Origin of the sequence: Bradyrhizobium canariense (assembly GCF_900105125.1) — a bacterium.
GTDB classification, from domain to species: Bacteria; Pseudomonadota; Alphaproteobacteria; order Rhizobiales; family Xanthobacteraceae; genus Bradyrhizobium; species Bradyrhizobium canariense_A.
In genome coordinates this window covers 2,312,308-2,328,619 of sequence record NZ_LT629750.1, presented here as the reverse complement: position 1 = coordinate 2,328,619, position 16,312 = coordinate 2,312,308, and the positions used below count along the sequence as shown (strand labels likewise).

The following is a 16,312-nucleotide window of genomic DNA, read 5'->3' as shown; positions in this document are numbered from 1 at the left end:
ACCAGGACAAAAAACGGAGTCAGACATGTCCGCGCTTCCTCTGATTGTCTTTGATGTCAATGAGACGCTGCTCGATCTCCAAACGATGGAGCCGACGTTTGAGCGCATCTTCGGCGACAAGCAGGACATGCGTCTCTGGTTTGCTAATCTCATCTTGTATTCGGCAGCCTTGACGGTCGCTGGCTGCTACGTGCCGTTCACGGATATCGGCGCCGCCGTGATGAAGATGCTGGCGGATACACAGGGCATTAAAATCAATGACGCGGACAAGCAGGAACTCAAGGAAAAATTCTCGACGATGCCGCCGTGCCGCGAGGTTTCAGCTGCGCTTCGCAAGCTGCGCGATGCGGGTTTTCGGCTCTTCACCCTCACGGACAATTTGCTTGAGGTTCAAACCCGTCAGCTCGAGCACGGCGGCATCGTCGACTTGTTCGAAAGACGCTTCAGCGCGGATGGCGTGAAACACCACAAGCCGTCGCGCCAAGCCTACGCCTATGTCGAGAGGGAGCTCGGGGTCGGCCCCTCGCAGCTTTGTCTGATCGCTTGCCATACATGGGACACGCTCGGCGCAGTGGCGGCCGGTTGGGAAGCTGCCCTGATCAAGCGCGTCGGCAATGATATTTTGGGAGTCGGTCCTCAGCCGCAGATCGTCGGCGGCGACCTGAACGACGTGGCTGATCAGCTGATCGCTCGTCACAAGCGGCGGGCCTGATCAGCTGGACACAGCCGGCTGGAGGGGGCCTGGCTAGACGCGGCGGGCGCGACTGGACACCACCCTCGAAAGGAGCAGTCTTATGGGTGCTGGTCTTTGACGTCGCCGAAAGGCGGTGGGCGACGAGGATCACGTCCGCGATGCGCTGTTCGATTCGGCGGCGATCTGGCCGTGCTCAAGGTTGCGATGAAACCGGGCAACCCCCTGGCGGCGTTGGCCGGTGCCATCGCATTCGTGCGGCCTCTGCTGGCCCGGATGACGGGAACAGCTGCTCCCGCGACCGTTTGTGCACGCGCGGGGTTCGACATGTGCCGCAAACCGGGGCGAACGGAATTCATCCCCGTCCGCTTACACCAGCGGGGTGCATCTTGCTGGGCGGAGCGGACCGGGCCGGACGGCTCTGGCAGATTGGCGCCACTGCTGGAATCCACGGGCTTGGCGTTCCTGCCTTCAGCTTCAAGCGCTCACCACTCTTTGCGCGAGCGCAAGGCGGCCCTCCATGCGGCAGGCTATTGAATCCGGAACTTGAGGCCAACGAGGCCGCCTGACAGCGGTCGATTACTTCGGACGGGTCCGACGATGCGACAAGATCTTGCGGCTCGCTATGGACACGAACGATTGCCGAGATATACCAGCTATCCGACCGCTCCGCATTTCTCGGCCGCAATAGGTCCCGACACCTACGCAGAATGGCTGAAGGCCATCCCGCGGAGCGCCAGCGCTTCACTGTATCTGCACGTTCCGTTCTGCCGGTCGATGTGCTGGTATTGCGGCTGCCACACGTCGGTCGCTCGCCGTGACGAACCCATTGCCGCCTACGCTTCCTCTTTGTGCCGCGAAATCGATCTGGTATCGGGCCAGATCGGTCACCGCGTCCAGGTCGACCACATCCACTTTGGCGGTGGAACGCCGACGATCATGGCGCCCGAGCACTTTGCGGACCTGATCGCGTCGATCAGGCGCTCCTTCTTTATTGCGCCTTCGGCCGAAATCGCCGTCGAGATCGACCCGCGGACACTGACCGTAGCGATGATCGATGCGCTGGCAAATGGCGGGGTTAATCGCGCAAGCCTCGGCGTGCAAAGCTTCGATCCCCTGGTCCAGCACGCCATCCATCGGGTGCAAGGTTTCGACGAGACCGCGGTCGCCACGACAAACCTTCGGCGGGCTGGCATCACTGGCGTCAATTTCGATCTGATCTATGGATTGCCTCACCAGACCATCGCGTCCTGCCTCGACACCCTCCATCGATGCGTCGAGCTTCGTCCCGATCGCCTTTCCGTGTTCGGCTATGCGCACGTACCGACATTCAAGAAGCACCAGCGCAAGATCGACGATGCGTCGCTTCCCGACAGCCTTCAAAGGGATCAGCAGTTCGAAGCGATCGCAGACGCGTTGAAGAAAGCCGGATATCTCCAGATCGGGCTGGATCATTTCGCGCTTTCCGGAGACAAAATGGCCGGCGCCTTCCGGGATGGAAAGCTTCGCAGAAACTTCCAGGGCTACACGACGGACGCCAGCAATATTCTGCTCGGATTCGGCGCCAGCGCCATCGGACGCTTGTCGCGGGGGTACGTTCAGAACGAAGTGCACACGCGCGCCTATTTGGGATCCATCACCAGCGGGAGATTGGCAACGGTCAAAGGTTATGCGTTGACTGATGATGATCGCCTACGGGCCGAAATTATCGAGCGCATCATGTGCGACTTCGGCGTCGATCTCGATCAAATCTGTTCGCGGCATGGATCGGCTGCCGAAGCGATCCTGGAATCGTCGCCCCGTCTCCATAACTTGATTTCAGATGGCATCGTCAAGCTTGACGGCGCTACGCTGGCTTTGGCCGATGACTCGCGCTTTCTCGTTCGCAGCGTCGCTGCCGCCTTTGACGCGCATCTCGATGGATCGAAACAGCTCCACAGCCGAGCGGTCTAAGAGCATGTCATGTCCTGGCGCACAACCAGTTTTCGGCGAGCGCGGCCGTTGTGGAAAGGTCAAATACGAGCGCGGCCATCCGTAACTCATTCGTCATCGATCTGCTCGGAGGTACTCGTCCGGCACCTGTCCAAACCGGCGCAGCACGTGCTTTTGGTTGTATTTTCCCGCTCCGAAATCGCTGGTGCGGCTGTACGCAACAGCGCCGACGTGACCAAAGACTTTCCACTGCCCCTGAGCCGTCTGGATCGCGACGGCGGGATCCGCACAATCGACGGGATTGCCGGCAACAAGGCTGCCGTCGATAAGATCAAACGGCAACGCCACGAAATGAGTGATTTCAGTCATCGATGCTCGCTTTGCCGCTTTGGCCAGGCGTCAACGGTGCGACGATCTCAGCGTGGTGGGGATCCCGACAAAAGTCGGCCTTCGCTCATTGGCCTTTCGTCTCCAGTGCTGTCGCAGTTCAGCTTACCACTTGCGTACCTATTCGGGGATAGTTCCGCCGGCAGGGCCGCGCAGTGCAAATACGTATTGGATTCCTTCATGGAAAGAGCATTACGGCCTTAAGTGTGTTTGCAGAGAGCGGCCGAATCCCCAGATGAATGTTCCAGATGGTTATGACTGCAGGCCAGGCGTACCACCTCGATGCGGTCCGCATTCAAGCGAGCGCTGTCGATCCGTTGTTCAGCTAATACCAGTGCATCGGAGGGGCCGTCTGATTGCACATCAATTTGCTGTTGGAGGCATTTGGAATTATGGCCGTCCGAATTCAGCAGGTCCTTGTAGAACGAGACACGATAATTGTTCATTTGATACCCTTTCTTTTCGGTGGCGCATCGCCGGTTTGAGTTAGAGTTTGCGCTTCCGCTCACGCATCCATGTCTGCCAAACGCTGGCGGTTGCGGAGCACGATTTGACGGGCACTCGAAAACGCCAGGATGCCTTGGTCGTTGAGCTGCGAAAGCGCCCTCGACACCGTTTCCAGGGTAAGGCCAAGATAGTCGCCGATATCGCGGCGGCACATTGGCAAGGCCATCATGCCCGCCTTCGCGAGCCGGCGATCCATCTCCAGAAGGAAGGTGGCTACGCGTTCCAGAGCGGTTTTGCGGCCGAGCAATAGCATATGATCTTCCGCATGCCGCAGGTCGCTGGCGGTCATGGTCCAAAGATGATGGGCGACCTGAACATTGGATCCAGCTGCCGCTTCAAGGCTCCGGCGTTTCACCAGGCGGACGGTGGTGTCCGTAATCGCCTCGGCTGTCAGGCGATGAGTAGAATCGGGATCGAGGCCAAAGACGTCTCCGGGCAAATGGAACGCCCCGATTTGACGTCGTCCGTCGCTCAAGAGCTTGTAGGTGCGAACAGCGCCACGGATCACCTGGTAAACATATTCGGCAGGCTCGTCTTCTCCGTAGATCTCCTCTTCCTTTTTGTAGGAGAATTCGGTCGCGACCACTCCCGAGCAGCGGGCTATCACACTGAACTGGTCGGCAAACGGTGGGGTTTGGGCGTGGCAGGCGGGAGCAACCTTGGTGGTCGTAGCACTGATTGTTTGGGTAAGCATTTTGCCATTCCTCGATGCGGGATGGCCGGGGTTTACCGAGGATATTCGTTCCCGAACATTTCGGTCGATATCCTAAGGGGGCTTCCCTAAGGGCTCTTCCGGAGTTGACCTGGCAACGTCCAGCGCCTCAGGCCATGATTCCTAGGATCACGATTCCCGGAAGCGGGAAGCCGGCTCAGGCTTTAGTCCGCGGCGCGGTTTGTTTCCATGAAGTTTCGAACGGACGCCACCAGACTGTCCTCCAGATGGGGCTTTAGAAGGACTTGACGCACCCCGGCAAGGCTGGCTTTCGTCAGGATGCTTTCGTCCGGATAGCCGGTGATCAGAACGATCGGCGTATCGACGTTGAGATCGCGCAGCTTGCGCGCAAGCTCGATCCCGTCGATTCCGGCCATCTTGTAGTCGATGACAAGGCAATCTGCGTCGTGTCGGGTGCGAGACGCAAGCAGCGCGGATCCGCTGCGAAACGTCCGGACGTCGAACCCTTCCGTTTCCAAAAGAAATCGCAGCGATTTAAGGACGTCAAAGTCATCATCAACGACGTAGACCATCGCTCTCCTGGCTGGAGAGTCGATTTCGGTATTCCCTGCTCGGGGATGATGGGCGTCGATCATCGAAACTTGATAGCCGATTTTCGTCAACTGGAATTGATTTAGCTCAATCCTTGAGCATCCCGGCCCGGATCGCAAATCTGACGAGTTCCGAAAGGTTACCCGCCTGCATCTTGGTCATGACATTCGCACGGTAGACTTCGACGGTGCGTGGGCTGATATCGTACTCCTTGGCGATCACCTTATTCGATTGACCGGTCACGAGGCCCAGCATCACCTGGTGTTCCCGCTGGGTAAGGGAAGCCACCCGCGAGGCCATGTCAGCCGTAATCGCCTCGTTTTTTGAACCGTTATCGGTCTGCGAAAGCGCCGTTTCGATCATGCTCACGAGCCGCTCGTCCTCGAACGGCTTTTCAAGGAAATCGAGCGCGCCCAGTTTCATGGCTTCAACGGCGAGAGGAACGTCGCCATGCCCCGTCATGACGATGACGGGAAGCCTGCGGACACCTGAGTTCAGCCGACGTAGCAGCTCAATGCCATCGATTCCGGGCATGCGAATGTCCGTGACAACGCAACCCGTCTCCATCCGCGGAAGTTCGTCGAGGAAAGTCTGCGCGGAATCAAAAAGCTGCACGTGGAACCCGGCGGAACCCAGCAGAAAATCGAGAGAGTCGCGCATCGCCGCATCATCATCGATGACATAAACCTTACCGCTCTGCGACATGCGTCATTTCCTTGGCAGACGCAGCAGGTAACGTGAAGCGAAACGTCGCGCCACCTGCGTCGTTTGTCTCGGCCCACATCCGGCCGCCATGGGTTTCGATGATCGTTCGACTGATCGAAAGGCCGACGCCCATGCCTGTTTCCTTTGTCGTGAAGAAGGGTTGAAACAGATTTGCCTGGGTGCTGTCACCGAACCCGTGCCCGGTATCCGAAACCGCGATTTCGATCATATCATCGACGACCTTGGCGTTCGAGGCGATAAGCTCTCTATGGGTCGAAGTAGCCATTGCTTCCAGCGCATTGCGAAAAAGATTGACGAGAACCTGCTGGATCTGAACCCGATCGGCCAAGACCAGGTCACACGATGAATCGAGGTTAAACCGCAATATCACGCCTTGTTCGCGGGCGCCGGTGAGACCGAGTGCTCCGGCTTCTTCTATCAGCTTCGAAAGACTTTCGACGCGTTTCTCGGACGCTTCTCGCGAAACAAAGTTGCGCAATCGTCTGATGATCTCACCGGCGCGGATGGCTTGCTCTGCAGCACGATCGAGCGCCGCTTCGATCTTCGGCGCGTTGGCGTCCGTGCTGGCAGCCAAGAGCCGGCGTGACCCCTTCATGTAGTTGCTGATGGCCGAAAGCGGTTGATTAAGTTCATGGGCAAGCGCTGAAGCCATCTCTCCCATCGCGCTCAGACGTGACACGTGAACCAGCTCGGATTGAAGTTCTTGCAATCTTGCCTGGGTCTGCTGCTGCTCGGTAAGATCGCGGACGAAACCTGTAAAGTAGGGCCGTCCGCCCGATTGCATCTCGCCGATGGTGAGGTACATGGGAAATGTTGTGCCGTCCTTGCGCATGCCGGTAACGATGCGGCCGATGCCGATGATACGCCGCTCGCCGGTTTTTAAATAGCGGGCAAGATAGCCATCATGACGACTACGGTCGGGCTCCGGCATCAGCAAACTGATGTTCTTTCCAATCGCTTCGGGTTCGGCATAGCCAAACTGGCGTTCGGCAGCGCTGCTGAAAAACTGCATGATGCCATGTTCGTCAATAACGATCATCGCATCGGGCACGGTGTCGAGGATCGAACGAAAGTGTCTTTCGCGCGTCCTCAATGCGTCCTCGAGGCGCTTCTCATTGTCGATGTCGAGCACGATGCCGCTGAGCCGCGCAGGCTTGCCATCCGCGTCGTCCACGATGGCCCCAAGCGTGCGTACCCAGTGACCTGCATCCGAATGCCGGTGTATCCTGTACTGGATATCGAAATTGCAGCCGGTTTCGATGGACTTCTGCACAGCCTTGGCGGTGCGATCCCGATCCTGCAAATCAAGCAGGGAAAGAAAGAGATCGTAGTTGACCGATTGCTCCGGTGAGACGCCGAACAGCTTTCGCGTGGTATTTGACCAACTCAGCTCCTGGGTCGAAAATTCAAGATCCCAGGTGCCGACCCCTGATCCCTCGATCCCGCTGCGCACGTTTTGGTCGAACGGTTCCTGACTGCGAAACGGGCGGTCGACGTCTATCATGATCCGCCCTTTTTGGGCTCCCCGAATGCTTTGGGCCGCAGATCCGGACAAGAGCGAGGAGTGCGGTGTGACGAAATTATCCGTAGCTCTTATCCTATTGAAATAAAAGACGGTCCACACGAATTTCGTGCGCGCAAACTCCGGCAATCCGCAAAGCGAGCGCCTCGTGTTGATCTAGGTCAGGTTTGATCTGGAATCGCCGCTTAAACTGCATAGCAGCATTGCGGGCATTTCGCCCAGTGACATTTCAGCGATCACAGAAGCGGAGCGGGAGATGGATTACAAAACCGTCATGGTCAGTTTGGCGCTAGACCAGCCGAATGATGCCTGCCTCGCGGTGGCCGGGGATATTGCCGAACGCTTCGAGGCACGGATCGTCGGCATTGCAGCCTCAGACCTGAGGGCGCCATTGTATTTCGCTGAGGGCGAATATGCACAAAAACTTCTGGATCAGGAAGCCGAGGCGATCCGGAAAAGGCTGTCGGAGCTCGAGGCGGAATTTCGCAGTTCGGTTCAAAAGCGCGTAAAATCCGTCGAATGGCGTTCCGCCCAGGCCTTGCCGTCGAATTACGTGGTCCAGCAAGCCCGGGCGGCGGACGTTCTTGTGGTCGGAGCGCGGGAGGAAGCCGTCGTCGATCTTAGTGTCGCCGCCGATCCGAACGATCTCCTGATGCGGGCGGGCCGACCGCTCATCGTTGTCCCGTCCACTGTCCAATGGCTCGACCTGAGAAGCGTATTGGTGGCCTGGAAGGATGTGAAAGAAGCGCGCAGGGCCATATTCGATGCGCTGCCGATCCTAGCCGTGGCCAAAGAGGTCGCGATCGCTGAAATTCCGGAGGAAGGCGCCTATCGCGCGGATGCGCTGTCGCATGTCGAGGACGTCGCGGCTTGGCTCCTGCGCCATGGTATTGTAGCGAGCACTGTCGTTCCGGAAGCGACGGCAGAAGTCACCGGGCAACTCGACTGGATTGCCGCGAATGTCGGCGCCGGAATGGTGATTGCAGGCGCCTATGGTCACTCGCGACTCCGCGAGTGGATACTCGGCGGTGTCACGCGCCACCTCACGACCGAGTCATCTCGGTGTTCTTTCCTGTCTCACTAAAGGATCCAATATGGAAGGGTACTGCCGTGCATAGGTTCCTTGAGGCGACCGCTGGAGAATATATGACGCGAACGGTGAAGACCGTGACGCGGGACGTTTTGATGCGCGATCTGGAAAAGATGTTCGAGGCAGATGGATTCAATGCCTTTCCGGTCCGCGACAACGGCGACATCGTCGGCCTTGTGACCAAATTCGATTTTCTGAACTGCTTTTCCTTTACGCCAGCCCGCATGGTGCCGAGCTATGACGATCTGATGTCAAAGACGGTCGCCGACGTCATGACTCCGGAATTCATTTATGTCGATGCCGCGACGCGGCTACCACGGGTGCTACAGCTGATGGTCGAGCATCGAATCAAAAGCCTTCCGATCTTGAATGCAGAGCAACGGCTCTCAGGAATTATATCGCGCAACGATGTCATGCGTGCGCTGGCGCAATGCGCACAACGACCGGCGTGAGCGGCCTCGCCAGCGCCGGTGAAAGATTAGGCAGGCCTGATTGCTTTTCGGCCGTGAGCGTCGGGAAGCGCTGGCAATCGACGTCGCAGATCAGCGCCGGCGAGGCGCAATCGTCTCAATTCGTGACAGTATTATTTATCTGGCGTTCTTGTTTGATGACATCGCCGGTTTTCTGCCTCCTTGTCGGTAAGGGGTGGAGCAATCTTTATTGCTCTGGATCAAACGGAATTGACGGGACCGGGTTAACTCCCTTGCAGCACCATCTGAACAACGACAAGAGGCGCTCCCATGGAACAAGCTTTGCCAGCCGGAAACTCCGCATTGAGCGATGACCATCTGGTTTTGCTCGATCGCTATTGGCGCGCCGCGAACTATCTATCGGTCGGGCAGATTTATCTGCTCGACAACGCGCTGTTGCGGGAGCCGCTGCGGGCTGAGCACATCAAGCCGCGCCTGCTGGGCCATTGGGGTACCACGCCCGGCCTCAACTTCGTCTATGCCCATCTGAACAGGCTCATCAAGCAGCGCGATCTCGATATGATTTATATCTGCGGTCCGGGCCATGGCGGGCCGGGCATGGTGGCGAACACCTATCTCGAAGGAACCTACAGCGAGATTTATCCCGATATCGGTCGCGACGCCGACGGAATGCGCAAGCTGTTCAGGCAGTTCTCGTTTCCCGGCGGAATTCCGAGCCACGCGGCGCCGGAGACGCCCGGCTCGATCCACGAAGGCGGCGAACTCGGCTATGCCCTGGTGCACGCCTATGGCGCGGCCTTCGACAATCCTGACCTTCTGGTCGCCTGCGTGGTGGGCGATGGCGAAGCAGAAACCGGCCCGCTCGCCGCCTCCTGGCATTCCAACAAATTCCTCAACCCGGCGCGCGACGGCGCGGTACTGCCGATCCTGCATCTCAACGGATACAAGATTGCCAATCCCACGGTTCTAGGACGGATGACGGATGATGAGATCCGCCACCTCTTTCTCGGTTATGGTCACGAACCGATTTTCGTCGAGGGCGACGATCCGCCGGTGATGCATCGGTTGATGGCAGCAGCGCTGGAATCGGCGATCGAGCGAATCCAGACCATTCAGAATGAAGCCCGCGACGGGCGCGGTTCGGTGCAGCGGCCGAAATGGCCGATGATCGTGCTGCGAAGCCCCAAGGGCTGGACTGGACCGAAGGAGGTCGATGGCCTTCGCGTCGAAGGATTCTGGCGCGCCCATCAGGTCCCGATTGCCGACCCGCGCAGCAATCCCGATCATCTCAAATTGCTCGAGCAATGGATGCGCAGCTACCAGCCGGAAGCACTGTTCGACAGCGCGGGACAGCTTCGCGACGAATTACAGGCGCTTCCGCCGCGCGGCGCGCGACGTATGGGCGCCAACCCGCACGCCAATGGCGGTCTGCTGAAGCGCGAACTCATCCTGCCGGACTACCGCGACTATGCCGTGAAGGTGCCGCACGCCGGTGCACCGGAGGCGGAGGCTACCCGCGTGCTGGGCGAGTTCCTGCGCGATGTGATGCGGCTGAATGCCAAAGCGCGCAACTTCCGGATCATGGGACCGGACGAGACAGCCTCGAATCGGCTCGATGCGGTGTTCGAAGCCACCGATCGCGTCTGGATGGAGGGCATTGAACCCTATGACGTCCATCTGGCGCAGGATGGCCGCGTGATGGAAGTGCTGAGCGAACATCTTTGCCAGGGCTGGCTGGAAGGTTACCTCCTGACCGGCCGTCATGGCTTTTTCTCCTGTTACGAAGCCTTCGTCCACATCGTCGATTCCATGTTCAACCAGCATGCCAAATGGTTGAAGGTCTCGCGCGCACTGCCGTGGCGGCGGCCGATCGCGTCCCTGAACTACCTGCTGACGTCCCACGTCTGGCGCCAGGACCACAATGGCTTCAGCCATCAGGACCCTGGATTTGTGGATCTCGTTGCCAACAAAAAGGCCGATATCGTTCGGCTCTATTTTCCCCCCGACGCCAATACGCTGCTGTGGGTCGCCGATCACTGTCTGCGCACCTATGATCGCATCAACGTGATCGTTGCGGGCAAGCAGCCGGCGCCGCAATGGCTGACAATGGGGCAGGCGGCGACGCATTGCGACGCCGGTATCGGAATCTGGCCTTGGGCCGGGACCGAAGTCGGCGGGCTCGAACCGGATGTCGTGATGGCATGCGCCGGCGACGTGCCGACACTCGAGACGCTTGCCGCCGTCGATCTGCTTCGCCGCGAGCTGCCCGATCTCAGGATCCGCGTCGTCAACGTGGTCGACCTCATGACGCTGCAGCCGAAAGAGCAGCATCCGCACGGCATCGGCGACAAGGAATTCGATGCCATGTTCACCTGCGACAAGCCGGTCATCTTCGCGTATCACGGCTATCCGCATCTGATCCACCGCCTCACTTACAGCCGGGCCAATCACGACGGAATGCATGTGCGGGGTTTCGCCGAGGAAGGCACGACGACTACTCCCTTCGACATGGTTGTGCTCAATGAGCTTGACCGCTTTCACCTCGCAATCGAGGTGATCGATCGCGTTCCGGGCCTTGCCACCGCAGCGGCGCATCTGAAGCAGGTGTTGCTCGACCGCTTGCAGGAACATCGCCGCTACATCTGCGCGCACGGCGAGGACATGCCCGAGATCAGCAACTGGAAATGGCCGTACGGAACAGGGGCAAGTGACGGTGGCTAGAATGATGGCCCGTCATCAGTCCGACTGACGCTGTCTGAACAGCGTGCGAGCCGCTGCAATAGATATTGAAGGCAGACATCTCCTGCAGCGGCTTACATGGCCTGGGCGACGACGGAACGGAAGCGCAGCACAGCAAATCCGAGAAACAGCGCACCGATCAGTGTGACGGCGAGGAATTGCGGCCACACGACTCCAAATCCAGCGCCCCGATAGAGGATGGACTGTGCAAACGACACGAAGTGGGTTGACGGCGACGCCTCCATGATCTTCGCCAGCAGCGGCGGCATGCTCTCCAGCGGGGTGGAGCTGCCCGACAATTGATTCATCGGAACGGCGACCAGCATGTAGAGCAGGCCGAGCTGCGGCATCGATCTTGCCACCGTGCCTAGAAAGACGCCGACAGAGGTTGCAAAGAACAGATAGAGCACCGTGCCGACCAGAAATAGCGGGATAGAGCCGGCGATCGGAATGCCGAGCGTCAGCCGGACGACCAGATAGAGCGAAAACGCCACCGCCACGGCGATCACGAGTCCATTCGCCCAGATCTTCGACATCGCGATCTCAAAGGGCGTGAGCGGCATCACCAGGAGGTGGTCCATGGTACCACGCTCGCGCTCGCGCACGATCGCCGCGCCCGCCAACACGATAGCCAGCATGCTGACGCTGTTGATGATGCCCATCACGCTCGAGAACCAGGACGTCGTCACGTTGGGATTGAACGCGACCCGGATCGCGAGATTGACGGGAGGCTGGACGATCGTTTCGGAGCGCGAGAGGAAGTCGCTGATTTCGGTGCTGACGATCTGCTGGGCATATCCGGATCCCAATCCTGCCTGTACCATCGCGGTCGCATCGACGTTGATCTGCAGGCCGGGCTGACGGCCGGCAAGAAGATCACGTTCGAAGTTCGGAGGCACGTCGACGACGAACGTGTACTGGCCGGCATTCATCAGGCGGTCGATATCGCGCTGTTGAATCTGGACCACCGGCTTGAAATAGGGCGGCAGGAACGCGGCCGCCATGCGATGCGAAATCTCCGAGTGGTCCTCGTCGGCGAACGCGATGGAAGCGTTATGCAGCTCCTGCGAATAGCTCTCCGCCTGGCTGATCACGGCAAGCGAGAACGAATAAACGACAAGGCCCAGCAGGACAAAGTCGCTCATGAAGCTGCGAAGCTCCTTTGTTCCGAGCCAAAAGATGTTCGAAAGTTTTCGCATGCATCCTGCCCGGTTTTCAGCGCTCTTGTTTGCGCACCAGAAACAGGCTCAGGCCTGTCAGAATTGGAACGAACGCCGCCAGGCTCAGCAGGTTGGTGCCGATATCCTGAAAGCCCAGTCCCTTGGTGAAGGTGCCGACGCTGATTGGAAGGAAATAGGACATCGGGAAGCATCGCCCCAGGACGCGCGCAAAGCCGGACAACGACGATACCGGCGTCATCATGCCCGCGAACTGCGTGGCGGGAAGAATGGTGAGGATCGCGGTCCCGAATAAGGCCGCGATCTGGGTGCTGCAGAACGCCGAAATCAACATCCCGTAGCCGGTGGTCGCAAACACATAGACGATGACACCGGACAACAGCATCGGAAAGCTGCCTTTGAGCGGCACCTGAAACAGCAGCAGCGCCATGGTGAACAGGATCGCAAAATTGATCAGCGCAACGGCGACGTAGGGAAGCTGCTTCCCGACCAGGAATTCCAGCCGCGTAACCGGCGTGACATAGAGATTGGTGATCGAACCGAGCTCCTTCTCGCGGACAACCGCCAGAGCCATCAGGATCGCGGGAAACAGCGCCAGCATCAGCGCAATGGTCGACGGGACCATGGCGTAGACGCTGTCGAAATCCTGGTTGTATTTGTACCGGGTTTCGATATCGGACGGCGGACCGGCCTGTTGCACGGTGGTTTTGATGACCGGATCGGTCAGATAGAGCTGGTGCATTCCCTGCAGATAGCCGCGGATCGTCTCGGCACGGAACGGCATGGCTCCGTCGATCCAGGCCGACGCCCAGGCAGGCCGTCCGCGCTTGATGTTCTCGCCGAACCCTGGAGGGATTTCGATGCTGGCGGTAATCTCTCCGCTCTGCAGACGCTTGTCGAGATCGGCATAATCCGCAAGCGGCGGCTTTTCGACGAAATAGGGCGATCCGCGTACCTCCTCAAGATAGGCGCGGCTCTCGTGGGTTTGATCGCGATCGAGAACGGCAAACGTCAGATTGTTGACGTCGGTCGAGACGCCGAAGCCGAACACGATCATGAGCAAGGTCGTTCCGAACAGCGCAAATGTCAGCCTGATGGGATCCCGGATCAACTCCAGGCCTTCGCGGACGGTGCACGCGAACAGGCGCTGTGCGCTAAAGAACACCGATCTGCGTGCCTGCCGCGCGGCCTTGCGTTTTTCGCCATCGTTCACGGCTGCCACGGAGACGATTGGCTGCGATCCCTTGGGTGCGAGATTGCCGTCGGCGCTCTCTGCTTCAAGGTAACTGATGAAGGCGTCTTCAAGCGTCGCAGCGTGACGCGCCTTGACCAGCGCCGCCGGCGTGTCCGTCGCGAGCACGCGCCCGGCATGCATCAGGGAAAGGCGGTCGCAGCGGGCGGCCTCACTCATGAAATGGGTCGATACGAAAATCGTCACGCGCTGATTGCGCGACAGATCGATCAGCAGCTCCCAGAACTGGTCGCGGGCGAGGGGGTCGACGCCCGACGTCGGCTCGTCCAGGATCAAGAGATCCGGCCCATGCACGATGGCGACCGCCAGCGAAACGCGCTGGCGGATTCCCAGCGGCAACTCGGCAGCCCGTTCGTCGAGATAGGGGATGAGGTCGAATTTTCCGGTCAAATCGGCAATGCGTTGTCTCGCCACTTCCGGATCGAGATGAAACAGCCGGGCGTGAAGGATCAGGTTCTGCCGAACCGTCAATTCGCCATAGAGCGAGAAGGATTGAGACATGTAGCCGACGCGCCGGCGCGCATCGAGATCATTGGCATCGAGCGGCCTGCCGAAAACCAGCGCCTCGCCCTCGCTGGCTGGCAGGAGGCCGGTCAGCATCTTCATTGTCGTTGTCTTGCCCGAACCGTTGGAACCGACAAATCCGAATATCTCGCCCTGCTCGATGGAAAAATTCACGCCGTCCACGGCCGTGAAGTCGCCGAAACGACAGGATAGATTGCGCGCCACGATAATCGGTTCGGATGAGGAGTGCTCGCGCGGCGGGACCACGAGCTTGCGGTGACCGTCGCGCTGCCGCTCGGGTTGCAGGGCGATGAACGCGTCCTCTATGTTCGTGGTCTTCGTTGCCGCATTGATCTCCGTCGGCGAGCCGGTCGCAAGAACTTTTCCGCCGTTCAATGCGAGCAGCCAGTCGAACTGCTCTGCCTCCTCCATATAGGCCGTCGCGACAATGACGCTCATGCCGGGGCGACGCGAACGAATGCGATCGATCAATTCCCAGAACTGACGGCGGGACAGCGGGTCCACGCCGGTTGTCGGTTCATCCAGAATCAGAAGATCCGGATCGTGAATCAGCGAACAGCATAGGCCGAGCTTCTGGCGCATGCCGCCGGACAGCTTCTTTGCCGGACGATCGGCAAATTCCGTCAGCGAAGTGCTGTCGAGCAACTCGGTAATTCGCCACTTCTGCTCGAGATGCGACAACCCGAACAAACGCGCAAAGAACTCGATATTCTCCCGCACGCTGAGATCGGGATAAAGGTTCTTGCCGAGCCCCTGCGGCATATAGGCGATGCGCGAACAAACCGACGTGCGATGCGTGCTGCTGGATATGTCACCATCCAGGACAATGGCCTGACCTGACTGAAGTTGACGGGCGCCGGCGACGATTCCGAGCAGCGTCGACTTTCCGACCCCGTCAGGGCCGATCAGACCGACCATGCAGTCCGATGGAATGTCGACCGTGACGTGATCAAGCGCGCAGACCTTGCCGTATGTCTGTGTCAGGCCGTTGAGCCGGGCGACCGGGCTCCCGCTCATGGCGATCCCTGCAGATTGGCGGGCCATGCGACCGAAGGATTCCAGCGGATATACGCGACGCCGGGCAACCCGCTGCGGACCGCGTCAGCGTGAGCCTTCGAGCGGTCAGGGTCGATCCGCACCCGGATGCGGAATACCAGCCTGTCGCGCTCGCTCTGGGTTTCAACCGTCTTCGGCGTGAACTGAGACTGGCTTGCGATAAAGGACACTTTCGCCGGGATCGGCGTGTTCGGATAGGCATCCAGCAAGATCCTGGCATCGGCTCCGAGCTTGACGCGGCCGGCCTCTTGCGTGGGCAGATAGAGGTCCATGTAGACATAGCCGATATCGAGCATCGTGAAGACCTTGCCGCCGGCCGGCAGAACCTCACCGATATTCGCAATCCGGTATTGGATGGGACCGTCACGTGGAGCGACGAGATCATTGTCGTTGATGTTGACCGTGTAGAACTGCGCATCGTGCTGCGATGCCTGGCGCGCATGTTCGGCCTCGGCGACCTTGGCCTCGGCGGCGGCTAATCCTGCGTTGGCGCCGTCCAGAGCCTGCTTCCGCTGATCGACCGTCTCCTGTGTCGTCCAGCCGTTCTTGATCAGGGTTTGCGCACGGTCCATTTCCTGTGCGGCGAGCGTCTGCTGCGTCCGTGCCTGGACGAGGTTGGCGTTGGCTTCCTCGATCGCGCGCTCCGCCTGGCTCACCTGGGCCTGAGATTTCTTGAGGGATTGCTGAATGTCGCGCGTGTCCATGCGGGCCACCACTTGCCCGGCCTTGACCATGTCGCCGATGTCGGCGTGCAGTTCAGCAATCCGCCCGGCGAATTTGGTGTCGATGTCGATCTCGTCGGCCTCGACCCGGCCGTTGCCGAAGGCGATGCCGACGGGCAACGCCGGATGCGATTGCTTCCACCAGTAGAAACCGCCGCCCCCGGCCGCGCCGAGAACGGCGAGGACTACGACCGCCATTCGCAATCGACGGCGACCGCGCGACTGTGCTCCGACAGGCAGCGGTACCGGCATCGGGTGAGCGGCAACAATATGGCCCGGCTCGTCACGGG

At 59.5% G+C, this 16,312-nt stretch carries 15 protein-coding genes; 6 read left to right on the top strand and 9 right to left on the bottom strand.

Translation table 11 applies throughout. The features are described 5' to 3' along the window. The first annotated feature begins 25 nt into the window (after positions 1-25). The 3 genes from BLV09_RS11285 to hemN all read left to right on the top strand — a co-directional run bounded on the left by BLV09_RS11285 (position 26) and on the right by hemN (position 2,644). Entirely contained in the window at positions 26-712 is a 687-nt protein-coding gene (locus BLV09_RS11285) for a haloacid dehalogenase type II (protein ID WP_146687340.1), read from the top strand. Positions 713-898: 186 nt separating this feature from the next. Further along, complete coding sequence (locus tag BLV09_RS38750; protein WP_433994415.1) at positions 899-1,228, top strand: hypothetical protein; 330 nt, start codon at positions 899-901, stop codon at positions 1,226-1,228. A 63-nt stretch (positions 1,229-1,291) separates the two neighbouring features. Continuing rightward, complete coding sequence (gene hemN, locus BLV09_RS11275; RefSeq protein WP_146687338.1) at positions 1,292-2,644, top strand: oxygen-independent coproporphyrinogen III oxidase; 1,353 nt, start codon at positions 1,292-1,294, stop codon at positions 2,642-2,644. A 93-nt stretch (positions 2,645-2,737) separates the two neighbouring features. On the opposite strand, the gene BLV09_RS11270 is transcribed toward hemN, so the two are convergent. The 6 genes from BLV09_RS11270 to fixL all read right to left on the bottom strand — a co-directional run bounded on the left by BLV09_RS11270 (position 2,738) and on the right by fixL (position 7,011). Next, entirely contained in the window at positions 2,738-2,992 is a 255-nt protein-coding gene (locus BLV09_RS11270) for a hypothetical protein (protein ID WP_146687337.1), read from the bottom strand. A 218-nt stretch (positions 2,993-3,210) separates the two neighbouring features. Beyond that, positions 3,211-3,456, bottom strand: coding sequence for a hypothetical protein (locus tag BLV09_RS11265; protein WP_146687336.1), 246 nt, complete (start codon positions 3,454-3,456; stop codon positions 3,211-3,213). A 59-nt stretch (positions 3,457-3,515) separates the two neighbouring features. Beyond that, positions 3,516-4,211 (bottom strand): helix-turn-helix domain-containing protein, encoded by a 696-nt coding sequence (locus tag BLV09_RS11260; protein WP_146687335.1) that lies wholly within the window; start codon positions 4,209-4,211, stop codon positions 3,516-3,518. Positions 4,212-4,393: 182 nt separating this feature from the next. Continuing rightward, a complete protein-coding gene (locus tag BLV09_RS11255; RefSeq protein WP_100386770.1) occupies positions 4,394-4,825 on the bottom strand; it encodes a response regulator in 432 nt (143 codons plus the stop codon). Between the two features lie 43 nt (positions 4,826-4,868). Then, entirely contained in the window at positions 4,869-5,486 is a 618-nt protein-coding gene (gene fixJ, locus BLV09_RS11250) for a response regulator FixJ (RefSeq protein WP_146687334.1), read from the bottom strand. Further along, positions 5,470-7,011 (bottom strand): sensor protein FixL, encoded by a 1,542-nt coding sequence (fixL, locus tag BLV09_RS11245; protein ID WP_146691071.1) that lies wholly within the window; start codon positions 7,009-7,011, stop codon positions 5,470-5,472. The genes fixJ and fixL overlap by 17 nt, the downstream gene beginning before the upstream one ends. Positions 7,012-7,285: 274 nt before the next feature. Between fixL and BLV09_RS11240 the strand changes: the two genes are divergently transcribed. From BLV09_RS11240 to BLV09_RS11230, 3 genes are all read left to right on the top strand, one after another. Next, complete coding sequence (locus BLV09_RS11240; protein ID WP_146687333.1) at positions 7,286-8,113, top strand: universal stress protein; 828 nt, start codon at positions 7,286-7,288, stop codon at positions 8,111-8,113. Positions 8,114-8,139: 26 nt separating this feature from the next. Then, positions 8,140-8,571 (top strand): CBS domain-containing protein, encoded by a 432-nt coding sequence (locus tag BLV09_RS11235; protein WP_146687332.1) that lies wholly within the window; start codon positions 8,140-8,142, stop codon positions 8,569-8,571. A gap of 288 nt (positions 8,572-8,859) precedes the next feature. Further along, complete coding sequence (locus tag BLV09_RS11230) at positions 8,860-11,271, top strand: phosphoketolase family protein (RefSeq protein WP_146687331.1); 2,412 nt, start codon at positions 8,860-8,862, stop codon at positions 11,269-11,271. 92 nt (positions 11,272-11,363) lie between these two features. Here BLV09_RS11230 and BLV09_RS11225 read toward each other — a convergent pair whose 3' ends face one another. Genes BLV09_RS11225 through BLV09_RS11215 form a run of 3 tightly spaced genes read right to left on the bottom strand, consistent with a single transcriptional unit; the run spans position 11,364 to position 16,220 of the window. Then, positions 11,364-12,488, bottom strand: a complete 1,125-nt coding sequence (locus tag BLV09_RS11225) for an ABC transporter permease (RefSeq protein WP_146687330.1) — start codon at positions 12,486-12,488, stop codon at positions 11,364-11,366. Positions 12,489-12,504: 16 nt separating this feature from the next. Beyond that, positions 12,505-15,261 (bottom strand): ribosome-associated ATPase/putative transporter RbbA, encoded by a 2,757-nt coding sequence (gene rbbA / locus BLV09_RS11220; RefSeq protein ID WP_167558699.1) that lies wholly within the window; start codon positions 15,259-15,261, stop codon positions 12,505-12,507. After that, positions 15,258-16,220 (bottom strand): HlyD family secretion protein, encoded by a 963-nt coding sequence (locus tag BLV09_RS11215; protein ID WP_244549044.1) that lies wholly within the window; start codon positions 16,218-16,220, stop codon positions 15,258-15,260. The genes rbbA and BLV09_RS11215 overlap by 4 nt, the downstream gene beginning before the upstream one ends. Positions 16,221-16,312 lie beyond the last annotated feature (92 nt).

Excerpts from the sequence above, each read along its gene's own strand:
- BLV09_RS11285 (WP_146687340.1), top strand. The coding sequence starts at position 26 with ATGTCCGCGCTTCCTCTGATTGTCTTTGATGTCAATGAGACGCTGCTC.
- BLV09_RS38750 (WP_433994415.1), top strand. The coding sequence starts at position 899 with ATGAAACCGGGCAACCCCCTGGCGGCGTTGGCCGGTGCCATCGCATTC.
- hemN (WP_146687338.1), top strand. The coding sequence starts at position 1,292 with ATGCGACAAGATCTTGCGGCTCGCTATGGACACGAACGATTGCCGAGA.
- BLV09_RS11270 (WP_146687337.1), bottom strand. The coding sequence starts at position 2,992 with ATGACTGAAATCACTCATTTCGTGGCGTTGCCGTTTGATCTTATCGAC.
- BLV09_RS11265 (WP_146687336.1), bottom strand. The coding sequence starts at position 3,456 with ATGAACAATTATCGTGTCTCGTTCTACAAGGACCTGCTGAATTCGGAC.
- BLV09_RS11260 (WP_146687335.1), bottom strand. The coding sequence starts at position 4,211 with ATGCTTACCCAAACAATCAGTGCTACGACCACCAAGGTTGCTCCCGCC.
- BLV09_RS11255 (WP_100386770.1), bottom strand. The coding sequence starts at position 4,825 with ATGATCGACGCCCATCATCCCCGAGCAGGGAATACCGAAATCGACTCT.
- fixJ (WP_146687334.1), bottom strand. The coding sequence starts at position 5,486 with ATGTCGCAGAGCGGTAAGGTTTATGTCATCGATGATGATGCGGCGATG.
- fixL (WP_146691071.1), bottom strand. The coding sequence starts at position 7,011 with ATGATAGACGTCGACCGCCCGTTTCGCAGTCAGGAACCGTTCGACCAA.
- BLV09_RS11240 (WP_146687333.1), top strand. The coding sequence starts at position 7,286 with ATGGATTACAAAACCGTCATGGTCAGTTTGGCGCTAGACCAGCCGAAT.
- BLV09_RS11230 (WP_146687331.1), top strand. The coding sequence starts at position 8,860 with ATGGAACAAGCTTTGCCAGCCGGAAACTCCGCATTGAGCGATGACCAT.
- BLV09_RS11225 (WP_146687330.1), bottom strand. The coding sequence starts at position 12,488 with ATGCGAAAACTTTCGAACATCTTTTGGCTCGGAACAAAGGAGCTTCGC.
- rbbA (WP_167558699.1), bottom strand. The coding sequence starts at position 15,261 with ATGAGCGGGAGCCCGGTCGCCCGGCTCAACGGCCTGACACAGACATAC.
- BLV09_RS11215 (WP_244549044.1), bottom strand. The coding sequence starts at position 16,220 with ATGGCGGTCGTAGTCCTCGCCGTTCTCGGCGCGGCCGGGGGCGGCGGT.